This window comes from Thioalkalivibrio sp. ALR17-21 (assembly GCF_000420185.1).
In the GTDB taxonomy this organism is placed as follows: domain Bacteria; phylum Pseudomonadota; class Gammaproteobacteria; order Ectothiorhodospirales; family Ectothiorhodospiraceae; genus Thioalkalivibrio; species Thioalkalivibrio halophilus.
In genome coordinates, this window is the sequence record NZ_ATUL01000009.1 from 59,957 (window position 1) to 79,472 (window position 19,516).

Below are 19,516 nucleotides of genomic sequence, written 5' to 3' on the forward strand. Positions count from 1 at the left end.
CGCCCGTCGGACTCGGTGACCCCCGCCGGAGCCGCTCGCGCAGAACCGCTCGCGCACAAAAAAGCCGGGGCCCGAAGGCCCCGGCAAGTTCACGCTTCTCGTACGAAGGGGTGTCCGGAGAGATGCCCGAATCAGGCTGCGTGGGTCTCCTTGGCCTCGCGCGCGGCCTTCGCCTCTTCGGGATCGTAGGCCGCGCCGGACCACAACATCTCGTAGGCGATCTCCTCGTTGCCGTTCTCGCACAGGTCCAGGACCTCCTGGAACAGCGGCTGGAAGGTCTCGCTGCGGTGCGACTCCTCGTGCTCCTCGAAGCTGCGCCAGAAGGTGATGATCAGCGCTTCCTTGTCCTTCATCGGGCTCTCCACGGCCTGGCCGATGGTGGAACCCTCGTTGGACACCGAGCCCGAGTTCAGGGCCACGAAGCCGCCGACAAAGCCGCTGTCCGAGTGGTAGGTCTTCACGTTCTCGCACAGTACGGCCACGCGTTCCTGCAGGTCGTCGATGCTGTATTCCGGCTTGAGGATGACCCGGTTGATGGTCACCACGCCGTCCGGCGGAAAGTTCTGGATCAGGTTGCTCATAACGTCCTCCTTGGTTTGAGGAAGATGCCCGGGGGCATTGTGGCTTCATTCAGCGAATCAGAATGTGCTGAATGAATTGTTGACCAATTTACTCCGAAATAGGTGGCACGCAACAAAGGCACAAGGGCCGAAGGGCCTGTGGAAACCGGGGTTGTGTCGCCGGGCCGGTCTCGGTATCGTTCATTCCAAAGAATATTGGAATGAGCGTTACGCCGGGATGGACGAGCGCGAACTGAAGGGCGTGCTGTACGAGCAGGTGGCGCGAATCACGCGCGCCGCGGCCAGCCCCAGGCGCCTGGAGCTGATCGAGGTGCTGGTGCAGGGCGAGAAGACCGTCGAGCAGCTGGCAGCGGACACCGACGTCAGCGTCAAGCTGGCCAGTGCCCACCTCAAGGCCCTGCGCGAGGCCCGCCTGGTGGAAGCCCGTCGCGCCGGGCGTCATGTCCACTATCGTCTCGCCGACCGCCACGTCGCGGACTTCTGGGTCATGCTGCGCACGCTCGCGGAGGAGCGCCTGCTGGAGCTGCAGGCGGCCACCCGCGAGCTGACCGAGTGCGTTGACGAGCTGGCTCCGGTCGCCGGTCCGGAATTGCTGGAACAGGCGCGGCGCGGCGAGGTGGTGGTGCTGGACGTGCGCCCCGGGGTCGAGTACGCCGCCGGGCATCTCCCCTGCGCGCGCTCCATCCCGCTGCAAGAGCTGAATCAGCGCCTGCAGGAACTGCCGGCCGACCGCCCGGTGGTCGCCTACTGCCGTGGCCCCTACTGCCTGATGGCGAAAGAGGCCGTCGCCCTGCTGCGCGAGCACGGGATCGCTGCGCAACGCGTGGAGGAGGGCGTGGCCGAATGGCGCCACGCGGGCCTGCCGCTGGCCGATGAGCAGGACTGACGCGGCCGGGGCCCCGGCCGTGAGACAACGCATTTCCAGAGGAAACCGGAATATGGACAAGCACAAGGCCGCCGAGGCCTACGATCACATTACGCATGGCATCCGCGAAAACCTCGGGCAGTTCAGCCAGCAGCTGATCCAGGTTTTCTTCGTCGGCCTGACGATCGGGATGATGCGTACGGTCATCCCGGCCCTGGCCGAGGAGGAGTTCGGCGTCGCCGAGGGCTCGTTCATGCTGCTGACGGCCTTCGTGGTGGCCTTCGGTATCGTGAAGGGGGCGCTCAATTTCGTCGCCGGCCGGCTGTCCGAGCGCATGGGCCGCAAGAATGTCCTGCTGCTGGGCTGGCTGTCGGCCATCCCGATCCCGTTCATGATCCTGTACGCCCCGACCTGGGGCTGGATCGTGGCGGCGACCGTGCTGCTGGGCGTGAACCAGGGTCTGGCCTGGTCGATGACCCAGACCGCCAAGATGGACATCACCCGGGCCGACGAGCGCGGCTTCACCATGGGGATGAACGAGTTCTCCGGCTATGTCGGGGTGGCGGTCGCCGGGATTGTTACCGGCTACATGGCGGCGGCGTTCGGTCCGCGTGTCGGTCTGCTGATCTTCGGTCTGGTGGTGATCGCGCTGGCGATCCTCATGACCGTGCTGCTGGTGCGCGAGACCCTGGATTGGGCGAAGGCCGAAGGGGCTCGCCACGCGGCCGGCCGCAACGACGGGCCGGTGGCGCGCTATCCGCAGAACATCGCGGATTCACCCACGACCTGGCAGGTGTTCACCCTGATGTCCTGGCGCGATCGCCGCATGGCCGCGTTTTCCCAGGCCGGCCTGGTGGAGAAGTTCGTGGATGCCCTGGTGTGGGTGTTCTACCCGGTGTTCCTCTATCAGCAGGGGCTCAGCCTTGCGGCCATTGGCTGGGTGGTCGGGATCTACGGTTTCGTCTGGGGTGGTTCCCAGTTCGCCACCGGACGGCTGTCTGACCACATTGGCCGCATGAAGCCGATCGTCTGGGGCATGTGGATCTGCGGTGCCGGGGTGGCCCTGACCCTGCTCGGCCAGGGCGTGCTTTGGTGGTCGTTCGCCGCGGCCGTGACCGGCTTCGGCATGGCGTTGCTGTACCCCAACCTGAGTGCCGCGGTGGCCGACATCGCGCATCCGAACTGGCGCGGTTCGGCGATTGGCACCTACCGTTTCTGGCGTGACCTGGGTTACGGGATCGGTGCGCTGGGGCTGGGTATCGTGGCCCATGTGGGCGGTACGGTGGACTGGGGTTTCTGGTTCGTGGCCATCGCCATGTTCTTGTCCGGTGCAGCCGTCTGGTGGTGGGGCGAGGAGACCCATCCGCGTCTCAATCCGGCCGACCCGAAATAGGCCCGCAGCAGGCCCGCAGCGAGTCCGGCCGGAGCCCGGCCCGTGCAGCAGCGACGGCCGGGTTTTCCGCCGCGTGATTGCGGGTCGTTGGCGCAGGCCGCCCGCCGTCCGTACACTGCCCGGCCATGACTGAATCCGACCCCCTGACCCGGCTGCGCGAGATCATGGCGCGACTGCGCGACCCCGAGCACGGCTGTGCCTGGGACCGTGCGCAGACTGCCGCCAGCATCGTCCCGCATACCCTCGAAGAGGCCTATGAGCTGGCCGACGCCGTCGCGCGTGACGCCGGTGACGCGGCCTCCACCGCCGAGCTGCGGGAAGAACTCGGGGACCTGCTGTTTCAGGTGGTCTTCCAGGCGCGCATCGCCGAGGAAGCCGGGCGCTTCGATCTGGATGACGTCGCGCGCGGGATCGCCGACAAGCTGGTGCGGCGCCATCCGCACGTGTTTGCCGGCCACGCCTTCGGTGACGATGCCGAACGCGAGGCAGCCTGGGAGGACGACAAGGCCGCCTCCCGCGAGCAGCGGGGCCATGCCAGCGCGATGGACGACATCCCGCTGGCGCTGCCGGCGCTGGCGCGCGCGGTCAAGACCCAGCGGCGGGCCGCGCGTGACGGCTTCGACTGGGACGACGCCGGGCCTGTGGTCGACAAGATCCATGAGGAAATGGCCGAGGTGAGCGTGGCCGTGGCCGAGGGCGTGGACCCGGATGCGGTGGCCGAGGAGGTGGGCGACGTGCTGTTCGCCGTGTCCAACTGGGCGCGCCACCTGGGCGTGGATCCCGAGGGCGCCCTGCGCGGGAGTACCCGCAAGTTCGAGGCGCGCTATCGGCGCATGGAGGCTCTGGCGGCTGCCGAGGGGCAGTCGCTGGATGCGCTGGGATTCGACGCCCAGGAGCGCCTGTACCAGCGGGCCCGTCGCCAGCTGCGCGGCGAATCGGACGAACCCGAAGACCCGCAAGCCTGAGCGCGCGGACCGTCAGCCCGCCGTCCGCCCCGGGCCACCGTGCCGGTGGACCAACCCCCTGAACGATCCCGACAACCCACAAGGAATCCCGAATGGAACATGGCCCGGACTCGTTGCCCGACCACTTCATGCCGGCGCGCATCGAGCGCATCGAACAGGTGACCCCGCTGATCCGGACCTTCACCCTGGCGGCGGATCCGCAGCGTTTTGTCTCGCGTGCCGGGCAGTGGCTGGATCTGGTGATCCCGCAGGGCGAGGCGAAGCCGTTCGTTGGCGGGTATTCGGTGGTCTCGCCGCCGCCGCGCGACGACGGCCGGTTGCAGCTGGCCATCAAGTACGCCGATCACCACGCCGCGACCCATCACCTGCATACCGCCGCGCGCGAGGGCGATACTGTCTACATCACCGCGGGGCAGGGCGATTTCTTCTTCGAGCGCGGCATGGCCGACAACGTGGTGCTGCTGGGCGCCGGTATCGGCGTGACGCCGCTGTTCAGCATCCTGCGCTACGTGCACGAATCGGCCCCCGAGGTGAACGCGCATCTGGTCTACAGCGTCGCGCGGCGCGACGAGGTCCTGTTCCCCGAGGAGCTGGAGCGCCTCGCTTCAGCGTCGAATATCGACGTGACCCTGACCGTAACGCGTGAAGCCGAGGACTGGCTGGGGCATACCGGGCGCATCTCGCACCCGTTGCTGGAGTCGCTGGAGCTGCCGCGCGACGCGCTGTTCTATTTCTGCGGCTCGCGCGAGTTCATCGAGGACATGGCGACCCTGCTGGGCGACTGGGGTATCCCCGAGACGCAGCTCAAATACGAGAAGTGGTGGTAGGCACTGCGCGGGCGGCGGTTCAGCGGTCGTCGTCCAGCCGCAGCGACAGGTCCACCGCCCGCAGGTGCTTGGTCAGCGCCCCCACCGAGATGTAGTCCACGCCGGACGCGGCGACCTTTAGCAGGGTATCGGCCGAGACTCCGCCGGAGGCCTCGGAGATGGCGCGCCCGCGGATGCGCCGCACCGCCTCCGCGCGATCGCCGGTCTTCAGCTCGTCCAGCATGATCACGTCGGCCCCGGCCTCCAGTGCCTGGTCGACCTCGTCCAGGTTCTCGGTCTCCACCTCCACCCAGCGACCCGCGCCCAGTGTCCGGGCCTGCTGCACCGCGGCGGCGATGGAGCCGCAGGCGGCGATGTGGTTTTCCTTGATCAGCACCGCGTCCCACAGGCCCAGGCGGTGGTTGTGGCCGCCGCCGATGCGCACCGCGTACTTCTGCGCGTGGCGCAGGCCGGGAAGGGTCTTGCGGGTGTCGAGGATGCGCGCGTGGTGGTCCTGCAGGCGCGCTACCCAGCGAGCGGTTTCGGTGGCGGTGCCGGACAGGGTCTGCAGCAGGTTGAGGGCGGCGCGCTCGCCCGCCAGCAGGGGGCGGGCCGGGCCCTCGATGCGGGCGATCCGGGTGTTCGCGGTGCAGGCCTCCCCCTCGGCCACCGTCCATTCGATGCGCAGGGAAGGGTCCAGCCGCGCGAGCACGTGCTCCGCCCAGGGCTGGCCACAGATCACCGCGTCCTCGCGCAGCCACAGCGAGGCCCGAGCCCGGCGCCCGGCCGGGACCAGCGCCGCGGTCACGTCGGCGGCCATGCCTCCGGGGCCGAGATCCTCCTCCAGTGCCGCGGCCACCTCGCGTTCCAGTGCGGCGGGGTCGGGTGCGGCAGGGCCGCGGACGAACGGGTCGCGGGGGGCGGTGTCGGTCATGACGGGTCTCCGTCGGAGCGGGATGCCGGGCGGTTGCTGGCGGTCCCGGGGGCTGCCTTGCGGTCTGACTCGGCGCCGGCATCCGTTCCCTGCGGATGTGTACCCGTTACGGCCAGCTCCAGCGAGCCGCGGGCCAGGCGGGCATGGACCGCGCTGCCGGTGGAGACCGCCGCGGCATCGCGCAGGAGTTCGCCGGCCTCGGTGGCGAGGATGGCGTAGCCGCGTTGCAGCACCGCGGTCGGGTCCAGGGAGCGCAGCTGGCGCCGGCTGGCCTCGAACTGGCGTCGTTGCGCGTCCAGTTGCCGGCGGGTCGTCCCCTCGAGACGTGCCTGCAGGCGTCGCAGGTGTTCGCGCCGCGCGGCCAGATCCCGATCGGGCCGCTGGTGCTGCAGGCGGTTGTGCAGGTGCTCCAGGCGCAGCCGGGCCTGCTGCAGGCGCGCCCCGGGGGAGGCGCCGGCCAGCCGCAGCCGAGCCCGATGCACCCGTTGCTCGGCCCGTTCATGGTTCAGGCGCCAGGCTCTTTGCAGGCGTTCGCGCTGTTCATCCAGGCGCTGGTCGTGGCGCTCGAGGAGCTGGCGCGGATGGCGGCGCTGCAGCCGTTTGGCCAGGGCCTCCAGGCGCGCGCGGTCGGTGGTGATGCGGCGCTCCAGGCGTTGTTCCAGGCGGGCGCGGATCTCGCCGAGCTGCTGGCGCAGGGCCGGGCCGTCGGGGCTGACCGCCTCGGCCGCGGCAGTGGGGGTGGAGGCGCGCAGGTCGGCGACGAAATCGGCGATGGTGACGTCGCTCTCGTGCCCCACGCCGGTAACCACCGGGATCGGACAGGCGGCGATCGCGCGCGCCACGTTCTCCTCGTTGAATGCCTGCAGGTCCTCCAGCGAGCCGCCGCCGCGGGCCAGCAGTAGTACGTCCACTGCCTGCTCCGCGCCGGCGCGTTCCAGCGCGGCGACGATCTGGTCGGCGGCGGCCGCGCCCTGCACCGCGGTGGGGTAGAGGGTGACCGGCAGCAGCAGCGGGAAGCGCCGCGCCAGGGTGCGTTCGATGTCGTGGCGCACGTCGCCCTGGGCGGAGGTGATGACCCCCAGGCGGTGGGTCCAGGCGGGCAGCGGGCGCTTGCGCGCCGGGTCGAACAGGCCCTCGGCCTCCAGTTGTTTCTTCAGGCGCTGGAAGGCGGCCAGCAGGCGTCCCTCGCCGGCTGGCTCCAGGCGTTCGACCACGATCTGGAACTGCCCGCGGGCCGGGTAGATGCCGGCGCGCCCGCCGATCTGCACCGCATCTCCGTCGGCGAAGGCCGCGGCGCGCCGCGCGTTGCCGCGGAACAGCACGCAGTTGACGCTGGCGTTCTCGTCCTTCAGCGAGAAGTACTGGTGGCCCGACGGGTAGCGGCGCAGGTTGGAGACCTCGCCCTCGACCCGCACCGATCCCAGCCCGTCGCGCAGCAGTCCGTCCGCGCACTGGTTCAGCTGGGCCACGGTCAGGACCGCGGCGGAATCATTCATTCGCCGCCTCCGAACACGCGTTCCAGAAGTTCGGTGCCGCGCCCGACCGGGTCGGCCCGCAGCGCCGCCTCTTCCTTCGCCAGGGTGTCGAACAGACCGGACATCGCGTAGCCCAGTACGTGGTCCACCGGATCGAAGGCGATGTCGGCGACGAACGGGATGTCCTCGACCTCGGCCAGCAGGTCGTTGTAGGCGCTGATGGCACCGGATTCGCGCAGGGCTTCGTCGATGACCGGTTCCATGCGCGCGGCCAGCGGGTCGCTCATGCGGGTCTCGAAGTGGCGGGTGGCGGCATCGTCGGGGCCCCGGATGATCTCGCGGGCCTCGTCCAGGGTCAGGTCCTCGATGGCGTCCAGGAACAGCTCGCGGGCCTGCGGGGCGGCGTCCTCGGCGGCCCGGTTCATGCGTTCGTGCAGGTCGTCGACCGGGCCCGCCGCACCGAAGCGGTCGAGGGTGTCGCGCGTGGACTGCACCAGCCCGGGCAGCGGGATGCGCACCTCCGGATTCCCCCAGAAGCCGTCGTGGCGCGCCAGTTCGCCGGTGGCGTTGCGGGTGGCGATGGACAGCGCCTCGCGCAGGGCGTCGATGCGCTCGTCCTGGCTTAGAGCGCTGCCATTGTCGCCCCCGGTCAGGCTTCCCAGGGCCTCGCGGCCGCGTTCCCACCAGTCGGCGCCGGCGGGTGCGGCGGCCAGCAGCGCGGTTGCCGGCAGGAGGCGGAACAGGAACCGGCGGCGGCCGGCAAGACGGGATGTCGATGACATGTCTGGACCCTTCGGAATGCGGAGATACAAGGGTAACTTCGCAGCGCTGCGGATGCGACGCACCTGCCCGATCCGCCTTTACCCGTCAAGCCCCGGATTCTATACTGTTCGGCTCTTTCCTCCCGGTCCCCGGGCCCTGTCTGGAGTGGTGCATGCGGATACTCGGTGAAGCCCTGACCTTCGATGACGTTCTGCTGATTCCCGGGCACTCGAACGTCATCCCGCGCGACGTCGATATCTCCACCCGGATCAGTCGCGGCATCACCCTCAGCGCGCCGCTGGTCTCCGCGGCCATGGATACGGTGACCGAGGCCAGCCTGGCGATCGCCATGGCGCAGGAGGGTGGCATCGGCATCGTGCACAAGAACATGCCGGCCGAGGTCCAGGCCCGCGAGGTCTGGCAGGTGAAGAAGTACGAGAGCGGGGTGATCAGCGAGCCGATCACCGTGGGGCCGAACGCCTCCATTGGCGACGTGGTGCGGCTCACACGGGACAGCCACATCTCCGGGGTGCCGGTGGTGGACGGCACCGATCTGCACGGGATCGTCACCTCGCGCGACCTGCGCTTCGAGACCCGTATGGAGGCCCCCGTCTCCGAGATCATGACCCCGCGCGAGCGGCTGGTGACGGTGCGCGAGGGAGCCGGGCGCGAGGAGATCCTCGGGCTGCTGCACAAGCACCGCATCGAGAAGGTGCTGGTGGTCAACGACGCCTTCGAGCTGCGCGGCATGATCACCGTGAAGGATATCCAGAAGTCCACCGAACACCCGTATGCCAGCAAGGACGAGCGCGGCCGCCTGCGCGTGGGTGCCGCGGTGGGCGTGGGCGAGGGAACCGACGAGCGCGTGGCCGCGCTGGTCGAGGCCGGTGTGGACCTGGTCGTGGTGGATACCGCGCATGGCCACTCGCAGGGCGTGCTCGACCGCGTGGCCTGGGTGAAGAAGCACTACCCGGACGTGCAGGTGGTGGGCGGCAACATCGCCACCGCCGATGCGGCGAAGGACCTGGTGGCCGCCGGCGCCGACGGAGTCAAGGTCGGCATCGGCCCGGGCTCGATCTGCACCACCCGCGTGGTGGCCGGGGTCGGCGTGCCGCAGATCACCGCGATCTCCGAGGTGGCCGGGGCCCTGGAAGGGACCGACGTGCCGCTGATCGCCGATGGTGGCGTGCGCTTCTCCGGCGATCTCGCCAAGGCGGTGGCCGCCGGCGCCCATTGCGTGATGCTGGGCTCGATGTTCGCCGGCACCGAGGAGGCGCCGGGCGAGGTCGAGCTCTACCAGGGGCGCTCGTACAAGATCTACCGCGGCATGGGGTCGCTGGGCGCGATGCAGCAGGGTTCCTCCGACCGCTACTTCCAGGATCCGAACGCCCCGGCCGACAAGTTCGTCCCCGAAGGCATCGAGGGCCGGGTGCCGTACAAGGGCTCGATCGTCGCCATCATCTATCAGTTGATGGGCGGCCTGCGCTCCTCGATGGGCTACGTGGGCGCGCAGAACATCGCCGAAATGCGCAGCAAGCCACAGTTCGTGCGCGTGACGGCCGCCGGCATGCGCGAGAGCCACGTGCACGACGTGGCGATCACCAAGGAAGCCCCGAACTATCGCATGGACTGATTCGGCCCGCCGGCCGGATCCCCGACACACCCCCCCGGCCGCCCGGCCGGGGCAGTGGATGACCTCATGACCCAGGATCTGCACGCCCATCGCATTCTGGTACTGGACTTCGGTTCCCAGTACACCCAGCTGATCGCCCGCCGCGTCCGCGAGGCCGGAGTCTATTCCGAGGTCCATGCCTGGGACATGCCGGCGGAGGAAATCCGTGCGTTCGCGCCCACCGGCATCATCCTTTCGGGCGGACCGGAGTCGGTGAACGTCGAGGCACCACCGCGTGCCGAGGACGTGGTGTTCGAGCTGGGCGCGCCGGTGCTGGGCATCTGCTACGGCATGCAGACCATGGCCGCACAGCTGGGCGGGCGCGTCGAACCCTCCGAACGCCGCGAGTTCGGCTATGCCCAGGTGCGCGCCCGCGGCCATACCCCGCTGCTCCGCAATATCGAGGACCACACCACGCCCGAGGGCTACGGGATGCTGGACGTGTGGATGTCGCACGGCGACCACGTGACCGAGCTGCCGCAGGGCTTTCGTCTGATGGCCTCCACCGACTCCGCGCCGATCGCCGGCATGGCCGATCCGGACCGCGGCTTCTACGGCGTGCAGTTCCACCCCGAGGTCACGCATACCACCCAGGGGCAGCGGATCCTCGAACGCTTCATCTACGAGATCTGCGGCTGCGAGGCGCTGTGGACCGCCGACAACATCATCGAGGACATGGCCGCGCGGGTGCGCGAGCAGGTCGGCGACCAGCGCGTGGTGCTGGGCCTGTCCGGCGGGGTGGATTCCTCGGTGGTCGGCGCGTTGCTGCACAAGGCGATCGGTGATCAGCTCACGTGCGTGTTCGTGGACACCGGCCTGCTGCGCGAGGGCGAGGGCGACCAGGTGATGGCGACCTTTGCCCGTCATCTGGGCGTGAACGTGATCCGCGTGGATGCCGAGGACCGCTTCATGAGCGCCCTGGCCGGTATCGAGGACCCGGAGGCCAAGCGCAAGATCATCGGCGGGCTGTTCATCGACGTCTTCGACGAAGAGGCGGGCAAGCTCGAGAACGTGAAGTGGCTGGCCCAGGGCACGATCTACCCGGACGTGATCGAGTCGGCCGACTCCAAGACCGGCAAGGCCCACGTGATCAAGTCGCATCACAATGTGGGCGGCCTGCCGGAGAACATGAAGCTGGGGCTGGTCGAGCCGCTGCGCGAGCTGTTCAAGGACGAGGTGCGCAAGATCGGCGTCGAGCTGGGCCTGCCCACCGAGATGGTCTATCGCCATCCGTTCCCCGGGCCGGGCCTGGGCGTGCGCATTCTCGGCGAGGTGAAGAAGGAATACGCCGACCTGCTGCGGCGGGCGGATGCGATATTCATCGAGGAACTGCGCAAGGCCGATCTGTACGACAAGACCTCGCAGGCGTTTGCGGTCTTCCTGCCGGTGAAGTCGGTGGGGGTCATGGGCGACGGCCGGCGCTACGACTACGTGGTCGCGCTGCGCGCGGTGGAGACCATCGACTTCATGACCGCCCGCTGGGCTCATCTGCCGTACGAATTCCTCGACCACGTCTCGCGGCGCATCATCAACGAGATCCCCGGGATCTCGCGCGTCACCTACGACATCTCCGGCAAGCCCCCCGCTACCATCGAGTGGGAGTGACCGGAACGGGCGGGCATCGCAGCCGGGGCTTCATGATCCGGCAGTCGAGCGATGCCCATGCCGCAGGTGACGGCCAGGACAGCCATTACCGGCTCGTCCCGTCTTGCTCTCCCTCCTCCTTCTCGGGCTCTGGTTCGCCTGGCTGCGGGTCGGGCCAGGGCGGGGCAACCGGGACGGCGACCTCGACGTCCTCGGCCATGCCCTTGCCGGTCGCCGATTCCATCGCGATGTAGTAGTACAGGTCGTCGAATTCGTCGCCCTGTATGTCCCGCCGGCCCTGCGTATCCAGCCACTTGCGGAACGCCTGCTCGTCCATGGCCCCCAGGTCGTCGATGGTCTCCCGGCCGAAATGCCCGTTGCCGCGCGGCCCGTGGACCAGCTCCAGCGCCGGGCGGTATGGGGACGGCGCACGCCGGAAGGCACGGCGACCGCGCTTGTACCTGGCGTTGTTGATCTTTGGGTCGCTCTCGCGTTTGCGAGTGACACGCATGAGGCCGGTATTGCCCCCGTACCACATGGCGCCGCGCCCGACGATGCACAGGTTGTTGTATTTCATCCGGCTGGCGCGGTTCCAGTCGCGGTCATAGCCCCCGCCGTCCGGAAAGAAGCTGGGGATGCCGAGGTTCTCCCCGTCTACGCTGAACAGCACGTCGGAACGGTCGTCGCCGGCGGTGACGATGAAGTCGTCCACCGCGTACAGCGAACCCTCCCGGTCCACCGAGACGGTCATGTACTCCTTCCGGTAGTACTGGACGTCGCCCAGGTGCTCGATCGTCACGGGATCGCCCAGGCGGATCCTGGAGACCGAGAATTGCAGGTCGTGCGTGCAGATCAGGTCGCCGGCGGAGGTGAAGTCGATCTGCGTCGGGTACAGGAACGCGGCCTTGCCGGCTTCGCCCCACACCGCCCGCTCGCGCATCACTTCGACGTCCTGGTCGAAATGTACGTCGATCTCCTGGGTGCCGTCCCAAAAGGGGAAGTCCTGTCTCCGCGACAGGCCGCTCGGACGCATGCTGGCAATGACTTCCTCGAGACCCCCGCCACCGTCCAGTGGGGTCCGGACGATACGCAGGTTGCGGTAGTCGCTGATGTAGAGCCAGCCGTCGCGGGCGGCGACGCCGCGAGGCTCGGACAGGCCGCGCTGGTAGCCCTTTTCGTGCTCGGTCCCGGCGAACACCTCGATCTCGCCCGTGCGCCGGTCGCCCCGATAGATGCAGTGATGGTGGGACGCCGCGATGAACACGATCCCCTCGTCGTCCGGGTGCGGGCAGATCTGCCAGCAGTGCCCGATGTCCTTGCGAACCGTCTCGAAATGGTCGGGGTGGTGCACCGTCCAGACATGCGGGTTGCCCGGCGCCGGAGTGATCAGGTCCTTCTTGTTCCGGACCCCCCACAGGGTTTTCATCGTGCCGTGGACGTCCACCTCCACCACACGCCCCGGGGCGCTCAGGATCACGGCGGTCTGGTCCTCGTCGATGAATCCGGAGCAGGTGGACTGGATCGTGCTTTGATTCCGGTGGCCGTCGCGGAACAGGCCTACTTGCAGGTGCAGGGGTTTGAAGTAGTCGTGCCGGCGGTACTCGTGCTTGAAGTGACTCGCGACGTGGCCCTTGTCGGTATACTGGAATTCCGAGCGCTGATAGACGGTGCAGAACGTCATGCGCTGCGCCCACAGGTCGTGCTCGCCCGGCCGGCCCCGGACAATCAGGGGGTCACGGCGCTTGTGGTAGCTGGGGGTGATGTCGGGGAACCGCCCCGGATACCAGACGTAGCCGACACCCCGCCAGATGTCTCCGTCGCCCGGATTCCGGGTAAAGCGCACGGCTACCCAGCGCGGGGTTTCCAGCGACGCAGGCGCCCCGATGTAGACCGGCTCGCAGCGCGGCCAGACGGCAAAGTCGCCGTTGTCGCGGATCTCGGTCGTCAGGATGAGGGCATCGGTCGGCTCGAACTCCAGGTCGGCAGGGAGCGTCCCGGTAAAGGTCGTCCCGGTCTGCCACTCGCCCGCCCAGATGCGCTCCTGTTCGGGGCCCTTGTAGAGGACGACACGCCCCGTGCGGGCTTCGTCGACATTCTGTCCGCGCTCCCGCGTGATGCGGGCCTCGATGTCGTAGGGAAGGTCGATCTCGGTGGCGCGCCCGCGACGCTGCGTTTGTCGATAGGACCTGGTCCCGGTTTCGGGGCTGTAGAACTGAACAAGATGGCGTTCACTCATGGGGATCTCCGGACGGCGCTGGCAAACCGGATCCGCTTACCCGCGCGTTACCTCCGAACAGAGAGCTGGCCGGAGCGATTCGGGCGTCGATCTCCCTTATGTAGCCCGGGCTCGCGCGCGAGCGTGCGCATTCATCCGTGTTTCCTTAGACCAATTCGGGGCGATTTTCCGCTGTCGGCGGATTTGACGTTGTGGGTGGCCTGCCGGAGAACCTGTAGCCAGGGCGGGACGAGCGCGCTGCGCTACTCGAAGATCTGGTTGATGTGCTTGAGCCCGGCCTCGTCGGTGTCCCAGTCCAGGGTCAGACGGTCGGGATCGCCGGTCAGCCGGCGGAAGGCCGGGATTTCGTGGCGGTCCACCGCCGCCAGGCGGTGCCCGGTAGCGCCGTAGGATTCGACGTTGGCGGCCTGCAGGATGTCGGTGTAGGAGACGGGTTCGCTGTCTCCGGGATCCTGGCGGATCTTTTCGTGGTCCCCGACCGCGCGCACGATCTCCGGGTCGAAGTTCCAGCTCTTGAGCATGGCACGGCCCATCGCGACGTGGGCCGCGTCGATGGCCGCCTGCACCGCGCGCGGGTCCTCGTAGATGACTTCCACCTTCTCCGCGCGCCGCAGGATCGGAACCGCGCCGATGTCGTGGACCAGTCCCGCGAGCAGCGCGATGTCCGGGTCGAGGTGCCGCTGCTTGCGCGCCAGCAGGTAGCTGAGTATGGCGACCTCCAGGCTGTGTTCCCACAGCTGCTCCATGCGCTCGCGGATCGCCTCGTTGCCGGTCTGGAAGACCTCCTTCATGGAATGGGTCAGCACGACCTGCCGCACCCGCTCCATGCCCAGGCGGGTGACCGCCGAGTGGATGGTGGAGCAGCGATGGAGTCCGCGGTAGGCGGGGCTGTTGGCCTGACGTACCAGGCGGGAGGCGAGCGCGGTGTCGCGCGAGATCAGGTTGACCAGATCGGCGATCGTGCTGTTGTCGTCCTGCACGATGAACAACGCCTGGACCGAGATGTCCGGCAGGGTGGGGATATCCACCAGCTGCCGGTCCAGGTCCCCGCGCAGTTTTTCAAGGAAGTTTTCGACGTCCGTGCGGGTAGCCAAAAGATGCACTCCGGGCGGCTTTTTCCGTAGCGCGGAGTATGCCACAGGCGTGCGCGTTCGGGGGGTCCCGGGCCTGCCGGACGTCTGTCCGGGCGCGACCCGCGACCCTGTGGCGCGGGGGAGCTCAGGCGGCTTCGGCCAGGCCTTCGGCGCGACCGGGACGGCCCTGCTTGAGGGTCACCAGTTCCTCGGCGCTGGTCGGGTGCAGCGGGATGGTCAGGTCGAGGTCGCGCTTGGTGGCGCCCATGCGCACCGCGACCGCGAAGCCCTGCAGCATCTCGTCCACGTGGGGGCCGATCATGTGGATGCCGACGACCTTTTCGTCATTCCCGGCGCACACCAGCTTCATCACCACCGGCGGGACCTCGCCCTCGGCAAACGCCCGGTCCAGCCCCCCGAAGCTCGTCTCGTAGACCCGCACCGAGTCGCCGTGACGCTCCACGGCCTCGGGCTCGGTCAGTCCGACCATGCCGGCGGTGGGATGGGTGAAGGTCACCGTGGGGATCTGTTCGTAGTCCACCGGCACCGGGTTGTTTTCGGGGGCATACCAGTGCTCGGCCAGACGCCGGCCGGCGGCGATTGCCACCGGGGTCAGCGGGGCCTTGCCGATGATGTCCCCCAGGGCGTAGACCCCCTCGACATTGGTCGCCTGCCATTCGTCCACCGGGATGGTGCCGCCGGGACCGATTTCCACCCCGGCCTCTTCCAGCCCCATGTCCGCGGTCGCCGGCTTGCGGCCGACGGCCCACAGCACCTGCTGGTAGGGGCCGAGTTCTTCGCCGCCTTCCAGCTGCACAGTGACCGCGCCGGGCTCGCCGCCCAGCCCGGCCACCTTCACCCCGAGGTGGCGGCCGATGCCCTGATGCTCCATGTGCTGGTCCAGCGCCCGGCTGATTGCAGGGTCGAACATCTCGAGCACGCGATCCTCCATCGCGACCACGTCGGTCCTGACGCCCATGGAGCACAGCATCCCGGCCATCTCCAGGCCGATGTAGCCGGCCCCGATGACCGCGATGGATTCGGGCAGCTCGCGCCACTGGAAGAAGTCGTCCGAGGTTGCGCCCAGTTCGGCGCCCTCCAGCGGCGGCACCACCGGCGCGCCGCCCATGGCCAGTACGATGCGGTCGGCTCGGTATTCGGTGCCGCTTTCACTGATCACGCGGTCGCTTCCGCTCAGCCGGGCGCGCTCGGCGATGTGGGTCACGCCCAGCTTTTCCAGGTGCCCGGACCAGAAGTCGTTCAGGTTGCCGAGCAGCTTTTGCCGTTGCTCGGCCAGCTCGCCGTAGCGAATGCCCCGGATGTCCACGTCCACGGCAAATTCGCCGGCCTGGCGGGCCTGGCTCATGTGTTCCGCGGCGTACCAGGTGAGCTTTTTGGGCACGCAGCCCTCGTTCACGCAGGTCCCGCCCAGCGGCTTCGGGTCGAACACGGCGACGCGGGCGCCATGGGGCGCGGCGCGCTCGGCCACCGCCAGGCCGCCGCTGCCGCCGCCGATCACGATGATGTCGTAGTGTTCCATGCTCTGTTCCCTGTTCGTTGTCAGTCTGATTCGAAGTCTGCCACGGCGAGCGCTCAAGGAGCGGTCGCCGGGGTCCGCCATCCGTGTCCGCACGTCCGGCGAACCGTCGTGAGACCTGCGGACACGGATGGCCACCCCGGGGTGGCCAGGGCCGGGGGGCGCAGGCCCGTCCCGGCCGGGGGCTTACGCTGCCCGGCGCTCGCGGTGGATCCACTGCTCCAGATCTTCGGAGCCGCCGATGCGGTGGCCGCCGACGAACACCTGGGGCACGGTCATCGCGCCGGTGGCGGCGCGCAGGCTGCGCAGGCTGGCGTCACGGCCGAGGACGATCTCCTCATAGTCCAGGTCCGCGTCCTCCAGCATCTGCTTCGCGCTGGCGCAGTAGGGGCAGCCCGGCTTGGTGAATACCACCACGTCCTCGGGGCAGGCCGCATCCGGCGCCACGTACGACAGCATGGTGTCGGCATCGGAGACCACGAAGGGGTCGCCCGGTTCATCCGGCTCGATGAACTGTTTCTCGATCACGCCGTCGCGCACCAGCATGGAATAGCGCCAGGAACGCTCGCCGAAGCCCAGGTCGCTCTTGTCCACCAGCATGCCCATCTTCTCGGTGAACTCGCCGTTGCCGTCCGCCAGGAAGGTGACGCGGTCGGCCTCCTGGTCGGCCTGCCAGGCTTCCATCACGAAGCCGTCGTTCACCGAGATGCAGACGATCTCGTCGATGCCGTGTTTCTTCAGCACCGGTGCCAGCTCGTTGTAGCGCGGCACGTGGGCCGAGGAGCAGGTCGGGGTGAATGCGCCCGGCAGGGCGAACACCACCACGTTGCGGCCGTTGAAGATGTCCGCGCTGCGGACGTCGTTCCAGTCGTTGTCCTTGCGGCAGCGGAAGGTGACTTCCGGGACGCGCTGACCTTCGCGATTTTCCAGTTCCATGTTCTCTCTCCTGTTGCAGATTGCGGTTACGGAAACGGGTGAAAAGTCATGTGCCGGCCTGTGGCCGACGACAGGTGCAAGATTAAGGGCACTCGATTGGTAAATCCAATCTTAATTGGTTAATTGATAGTTAGGCTCATCCTATTGTCGCGGCTCCGCCCGGCTTGTGCCCATGATGCCGGGGTCGGCGTTCGGGCGGAATCCTCTCCGGAGTGGCGGGCCGCGGAACTTGACGCAACGGCCCGAAACCCGGACCCTTGCGCATCTGGCCGGACTCGCGGCCAACAGCGTTATGGTGGTCCGTATCAGTCCCCTCGCGACGACAGGTTGTGAACCCCGCCAGGCCCGGAAGGGAGCAACGGTAGCAACTGCGTCGGGCGCCGGGGTGTGGCGGGTGCGGGCCACCTCCCTTCCAGTTTCGCTTTCCGGTGGGGCCGTGTGCCCGGAGGTCACGGTGACTGCTCCATTAATCAGCGTTTCCTTAATGGGGGAGGCATGAGTCACCAGGTTCTGGCCCGCAAGTGGCGGCCCGCGCGTTTCGGGGATCTCGTCGGTCAGCCGCATGTGGTGCGCGCACTCACTAACGCCCTGTCCGGGGAGCGGCTGCATCACGCCTATCTGTTTGCCGGCACCCGCGGGGTGGGGAAGACTACCGTCGCGCGGATTCTCGCGCGCTGTCTCAACTGCGAGACCGGGGTCACCGCCGAGCCCTGTGGTCAGTGCCGCTCCTGCGTGGAGATCGCCGAAGGCCGGCACCTCGATCTGATCGAGGTCGACGCCGCGTCGCGCACCCGGGTGGATGATACCCGTGAGCTGCTGGACAATGTCTCCTACGCCCCTGCCACCGGCCGCTTCAAGGTGTACCTCATCGACGAGGTGCACATGCTGTCGGAGAAGAGCTTCAACGCGCTGCTCAAGACCCTGGAGGAACCGCCGGAACACGTGAAGTTCCTGCTGGCGACCACGGATCCGCAGAAGCTGCCGGTGACGGTGCTGTCGCGCTGCCTTCAGTTCAATCTCAAGCCGATGCCGGCGCCCCTGATCGCCGAATACCTGACCGGGGTGCTGGAGACCGAGGGCGTGACCGCCGAATCCGGCGCCCTGCTGCGTCTGGCCGAGGCGGCCGAGGGCTCGATGCGCGACGCCCTCAGTCTTACCGATCAGGCGATTGCCTACGCGGGCGAGGAGCTGACCGAGGGCGCGACCTGCGACATGCTGGGGCTGCTGCCGCGCACCCGACTTACGGGGCTGCTGGATGCGGTGTTCGCCGGTGACGGCGCGGCCCTCGTCCACGGTCTGGCCGAGCTGGATACCCTGGGGCCGGACTGGTCTCGCCTGCTGGACGAACTGGCCGCGCTGCTGCACCGGGTGGCGGTGCTGCAGGTGGCGGGCGAGGTGGCCGACAGTGGCGAGGCGGGGCTGGATTGGGTCCGGGATGCCGCCGGCCGCGAGGATCCCGAGCTGATCCAGCTCGCCTATCAGATCCTGATCCACGGCGTCCGTGACCTGCCGTATGCCCCGGACCCGCGAATGGGGGTCGAGATGACCCTGCTGCGGCTGCTGGCCTTCCGCCCCGAGGGGGCGCCGGACACGGAGTCCGGGGGCGCCCCGTCGGGAGGTACGACCGCCGGCCGGAGCGCGGGCACGGGGAGCTCCCCGGCTGCAGCGTTGGTATCCCCCTCGGGATCGGGATCGGGGTCGGCGGTCGCATCGCGCCCGGTCCCGCCGGCGGAGGAAGAGGAAAAGGCCGGAGGTGCGGCCGTGGCTCCGGACCGGGATTCGGTGCCCGCGGCGTCGCGCGCCAGCCCCCGGTCGGAATCCGGGGGGCCGGCCGCGGTACGGGAACCGCGGGCCGAAGCGAAGCCGGAACCGGCCGCGGGCGCCGGTGCCGTGCCACCGTCGTCGGAGCCCGTCGGGGATCCCGACGGTCCGGCCGTGCCTGCCGGCGAGTTCGACTGGCATGCGTTCGCTGCACGTCTTCCCGCAGGCACCGCGCGCGAGCTCGCGCTGCAGGCCGAATTTCGTTCGCTGGACACGGAGCGGCTGACCCTCGCGCTGCCACCCGACTACCGCATGCTGTGTACGGAACGGGCCAGGGAACGCTTGTCCAGGTCCCTGGAGGCGCATCTCGGTCGCAGCGTGCGTCTGGAGATCGTGGACCAGGAAGAAGCCGGCGGCGACACGCCGGCTGCGCGTCTTGCGGCAAATGCCGAGGCGCGTCAGGCTGAGGCCGAGTTCGCCATGCGGCAGGATCCGGTGGTGCAGGCGCTGCATGAACGCTTCGGCGCCGAGCTTGGCCCGGTGCGCCTGCGCGATGACGACCCGACACTTAATCAGGACCCCGGAACAGCGGGACAGGAGAACCGAAAATGATGAAAGGCGGCATGGGCAACATGATGAAGCAGGCCCAGAAAATGCAGGAAGAAATGCAGCGTGTGCAGGCCGAGCTGGCCGAGATGGAGATCGAGGGTCAGGCTGGCGGCGGGCTGGTGAGCGTGACCCTGACCGGCAAGCACGAGGCGCGCAAGGTTCGGATTGATCCGAGCCTGTTTCAGGATGATCCGGACATGATCGAGGACCTGGTGGCCGCGGCGATCAACGATGCGGTGCACAAGGTGGACACCACCAGCCAGGAACGCATGAGTGAACTGACCAGCGGCATGGGCCTGCCGGCGGGCATGAAGCTGCCGTTCTGAG

The 19,516-nt window shown here is 68.5% G+C and carries 16 protein-coding genes and 1 other RNA gene; 9 read left to right on the forward strand and 8 right to left on the reverse strand.

The window, feature by feature from the left end; all coding sequences use genetic code 11:
• Positions 1-131 precede the first annotated feature (131 nt).
• Positions 132-581, reverse strand: coding sequence for a hypothetical protein (locus G020_RS0106710; RefSeq protein ID WP_018947000.1), 450 nt, complete (start codon positions 579-581; stop codon positions 132-134).
• Between the two features lie 217 nt (positions 582-798).
• Between G020_RS0106710 and G020_RS0106715 the strand changes: the two genes are divergently transcribed.
• The 4 genes from G020_RS0106715 to G020_RS0106735 all read left to right on the forward strand — a co-directional run bounded on the left by G020_RS0106715 (position 799) and on the right by G020_RS0106735 (position 4,631).
• Entirely contained in the window at positions 799-1,467 is a 669-nt protein-coding gene (locus G020_RS0106715) for a metalloregulator ArsR/SmtB family transcription factor (RefSeq protein ID WP_024329050.1), read from the forward strand.
• 52 nt (positions 1,468-1,519) lie between these two features.
• On the forward strand, positions 1,520-2,839 hold the full coding sequence (locus tag G020_RS0106720) for an MFS transporter (RefSeq protein WP_024329051.1): 1,320 nt from the start codon (positions 1,520-1,522) through the stop codon (positions 2,837-2,839).
• Positions 2,840-2,964: 125 nt separating this feature from the next.
• Complete coding sequence (gene mazG / locus G020_RS0106730) at positions 2,965-3,804, forward strand: nucleoside triphosphate pyrophosphohydrolase (protein WP_024329052.1); 840 nt, start codon at positions 2,965-2,967, stop codon at positions 3,802-3,804.
• A 92-nt stretch (positions 3,805-3,896) separates the two neighbouring features.
• Positions 3,897-4,631, forward strand: coding sequence for a ferredoxin--NADP reductase (locus G020_RS0106735; RefSeq protein ID WP_024329053.1), 735 nt, complete (start codon positions 3,897-3,899; stop codon positions 4,629-4,631).
• A 19-nt stretch (positions 4,632-4,650) separates the two neighbouring features.
• Here G020_RS0106735 and nadC read toward each other — a convergent pair whose 3' ends face one another.
• The 3 genes from nadC to G020_RS0106750 are packed head-to-tail and all read right to left on the reverse strand — an operon-like array spanning position 4,651 to position 7,801.
• Positions 4,651-5,544, reverse strand: a complete 894-nt coding sequence (gene nadC / locus G020_RS0106740; RefSeq protein WP_024329054.1) for a carboxylating nicotinate-nucleotide diphosphorylase — start codon at positions 5,542-5,544, stop codon at positions 4,651-4,653.
• On the reverse strand, positions 5,541-7,040 hold the full coding sequence (xseA, locus tag G020_RS0106745; protein ID WP_024329055.1) for an exodeoxyribonuclease VII large subunit: 1,500 nt from the start codon (positions 7,038-7,040) through the stop codon (positions 5,541-5,543). Before xseA ends, nadC begins: the two co-directional genes overlap by 4 nt.
• Positions 7,037-7,801, reverse strand: coding sequence for a DUF4197 domain-containing protein (locus G020_RS0106750; protein WP_018947007.1), 765 nt, complete (start codon positions 7,799-7,801; stop codon positions 7,037-7,039). Before G020_RS0106750 ends, xseA begins: the two co-directional genes overlap by 4 nt.
• 152 nt (positions 7,802-7,953) lie before the next feature.
• Between G020_RS0106750 and guaB the strand changes: the two genes are divergently transcribed.
• Complete coding sequence (gene guaB, locus G020_RS0106755) at positions 7,954-9,414, forward strand: IMP dehydrogenase (protein ID WP_024329056.1); 1,461 nt, start codon at positions 7,954-7,956, stop codon at positions 9,412-9,414.
• A gap of 66 nt (positions 9,415-9,480) precedes the next feature.
• Positions 9,481-11,058: a glutamine-hydrolyzing GMP synthase gene (gene guaA / locus G020_RS0106760; RefSeq protein WP_024329057.1), complete on the forward strand. Its 1,578-nt coding sequence runs from the start codon at positions 9,481-9,483 to the stop codon at positions 11,056-11,058.
• Positions 11,059-11,143: 85 nt separating this feature from the next.
• Here the strand turns inward: guaA and G020_RS0106765 are convergent, their stop codons facing one another.
• The 4 genes from G020_RS0106765 to G020_RS0106780 form a co-directional block, all read right to left on the reverse strand.
• Positions 11,144-13,273, reverse strand: a complete 2,130-nt coding sequence (locus tag G020_RS0106765; protein ID WP_024329058.1) for a hypothetical protein — start codon at positions 13,271-13,273, stop codon at positions 11,144-11,146.
• A 242-nt stretch (positions 13,274-13,515) separates the two neighbouring features.
• Complete coding sequence (locus tag G020_RS0106770; protein ID WP_018947011.1) at positions 13,516-14,367, reverse strand: HDOD domain-containing protein; 852 nt, start codon at positions 14,365-14,367, stop codon at positions 13,516-13,518.
• Positions 14,368-14,491: 124 nt separating this feature from the next.
• A complete protein-coding gene (gorA, locus tag G020_RS0106775) occupies positions 14,492-15,886 on the reverse strand; it encodes a glutathione-disulfide reductase (RefSeq protein WP_024329059.1) in 1,395 nt (464 codons plus the stop codon).
• Positions 15,887-16,069: 183 nt separating this feature from the next.
• On the reverse strand, positions 16,070-16,819 hold the full coding sequence (locus G020_RS0106780; RefSeq protein ID WP_024329060.1) for a glutathione peroxidase: 750 nt from the start codon (positions 16,817-16,819) through the stop codon (positions 16,070-16,072).
• Positions 16,820-17,122: 303 nt separating this feature from the next.
• Between G020_RS0106780 and ffs the strand changes: the two genes are divergently transcribed.
• The 3 genes from ffs to G020_RS0106790 all read left to right on the forward strand — a co-directional run bounded on the left by ffs (position 17,123) and on the right by G020_RS0106790 (position 19,515).
• Positions 17,123-17,219, forward strand: an RNA gene (gene ffs, locus G020_RS14920) — signal recognition particle sRNA small type.
• 95 nt (positions 17,220-17,314) lie between these two features.
• Complete coding sequence (gene dnaX, locus G020_RS0106785; protein ID WP_024329061.1) at positions 17,315-19,192, forward strand: DNA polymerase III subunit gamma/tau; 1,878 nt, start codon at positions 17,315-17,317, stop codon at positions 19,190-19,192.
• Complete coding sequence (locus G020_RS0106790; RefSeq protein ID WP_024329062.1) at positions 19,189-19,515, forward strand: YbaB/EbfC family nucleoid-associated protein; 327 nt, start codon at positions 19,189-19,191, stop codon at positions 19,513-19,515. Before dnaX ends, G020_RS0106790 begins: the two co-directional genes overlap by 4 nt.
• Position 19,516: the final 1 nt, after the last annotated feature.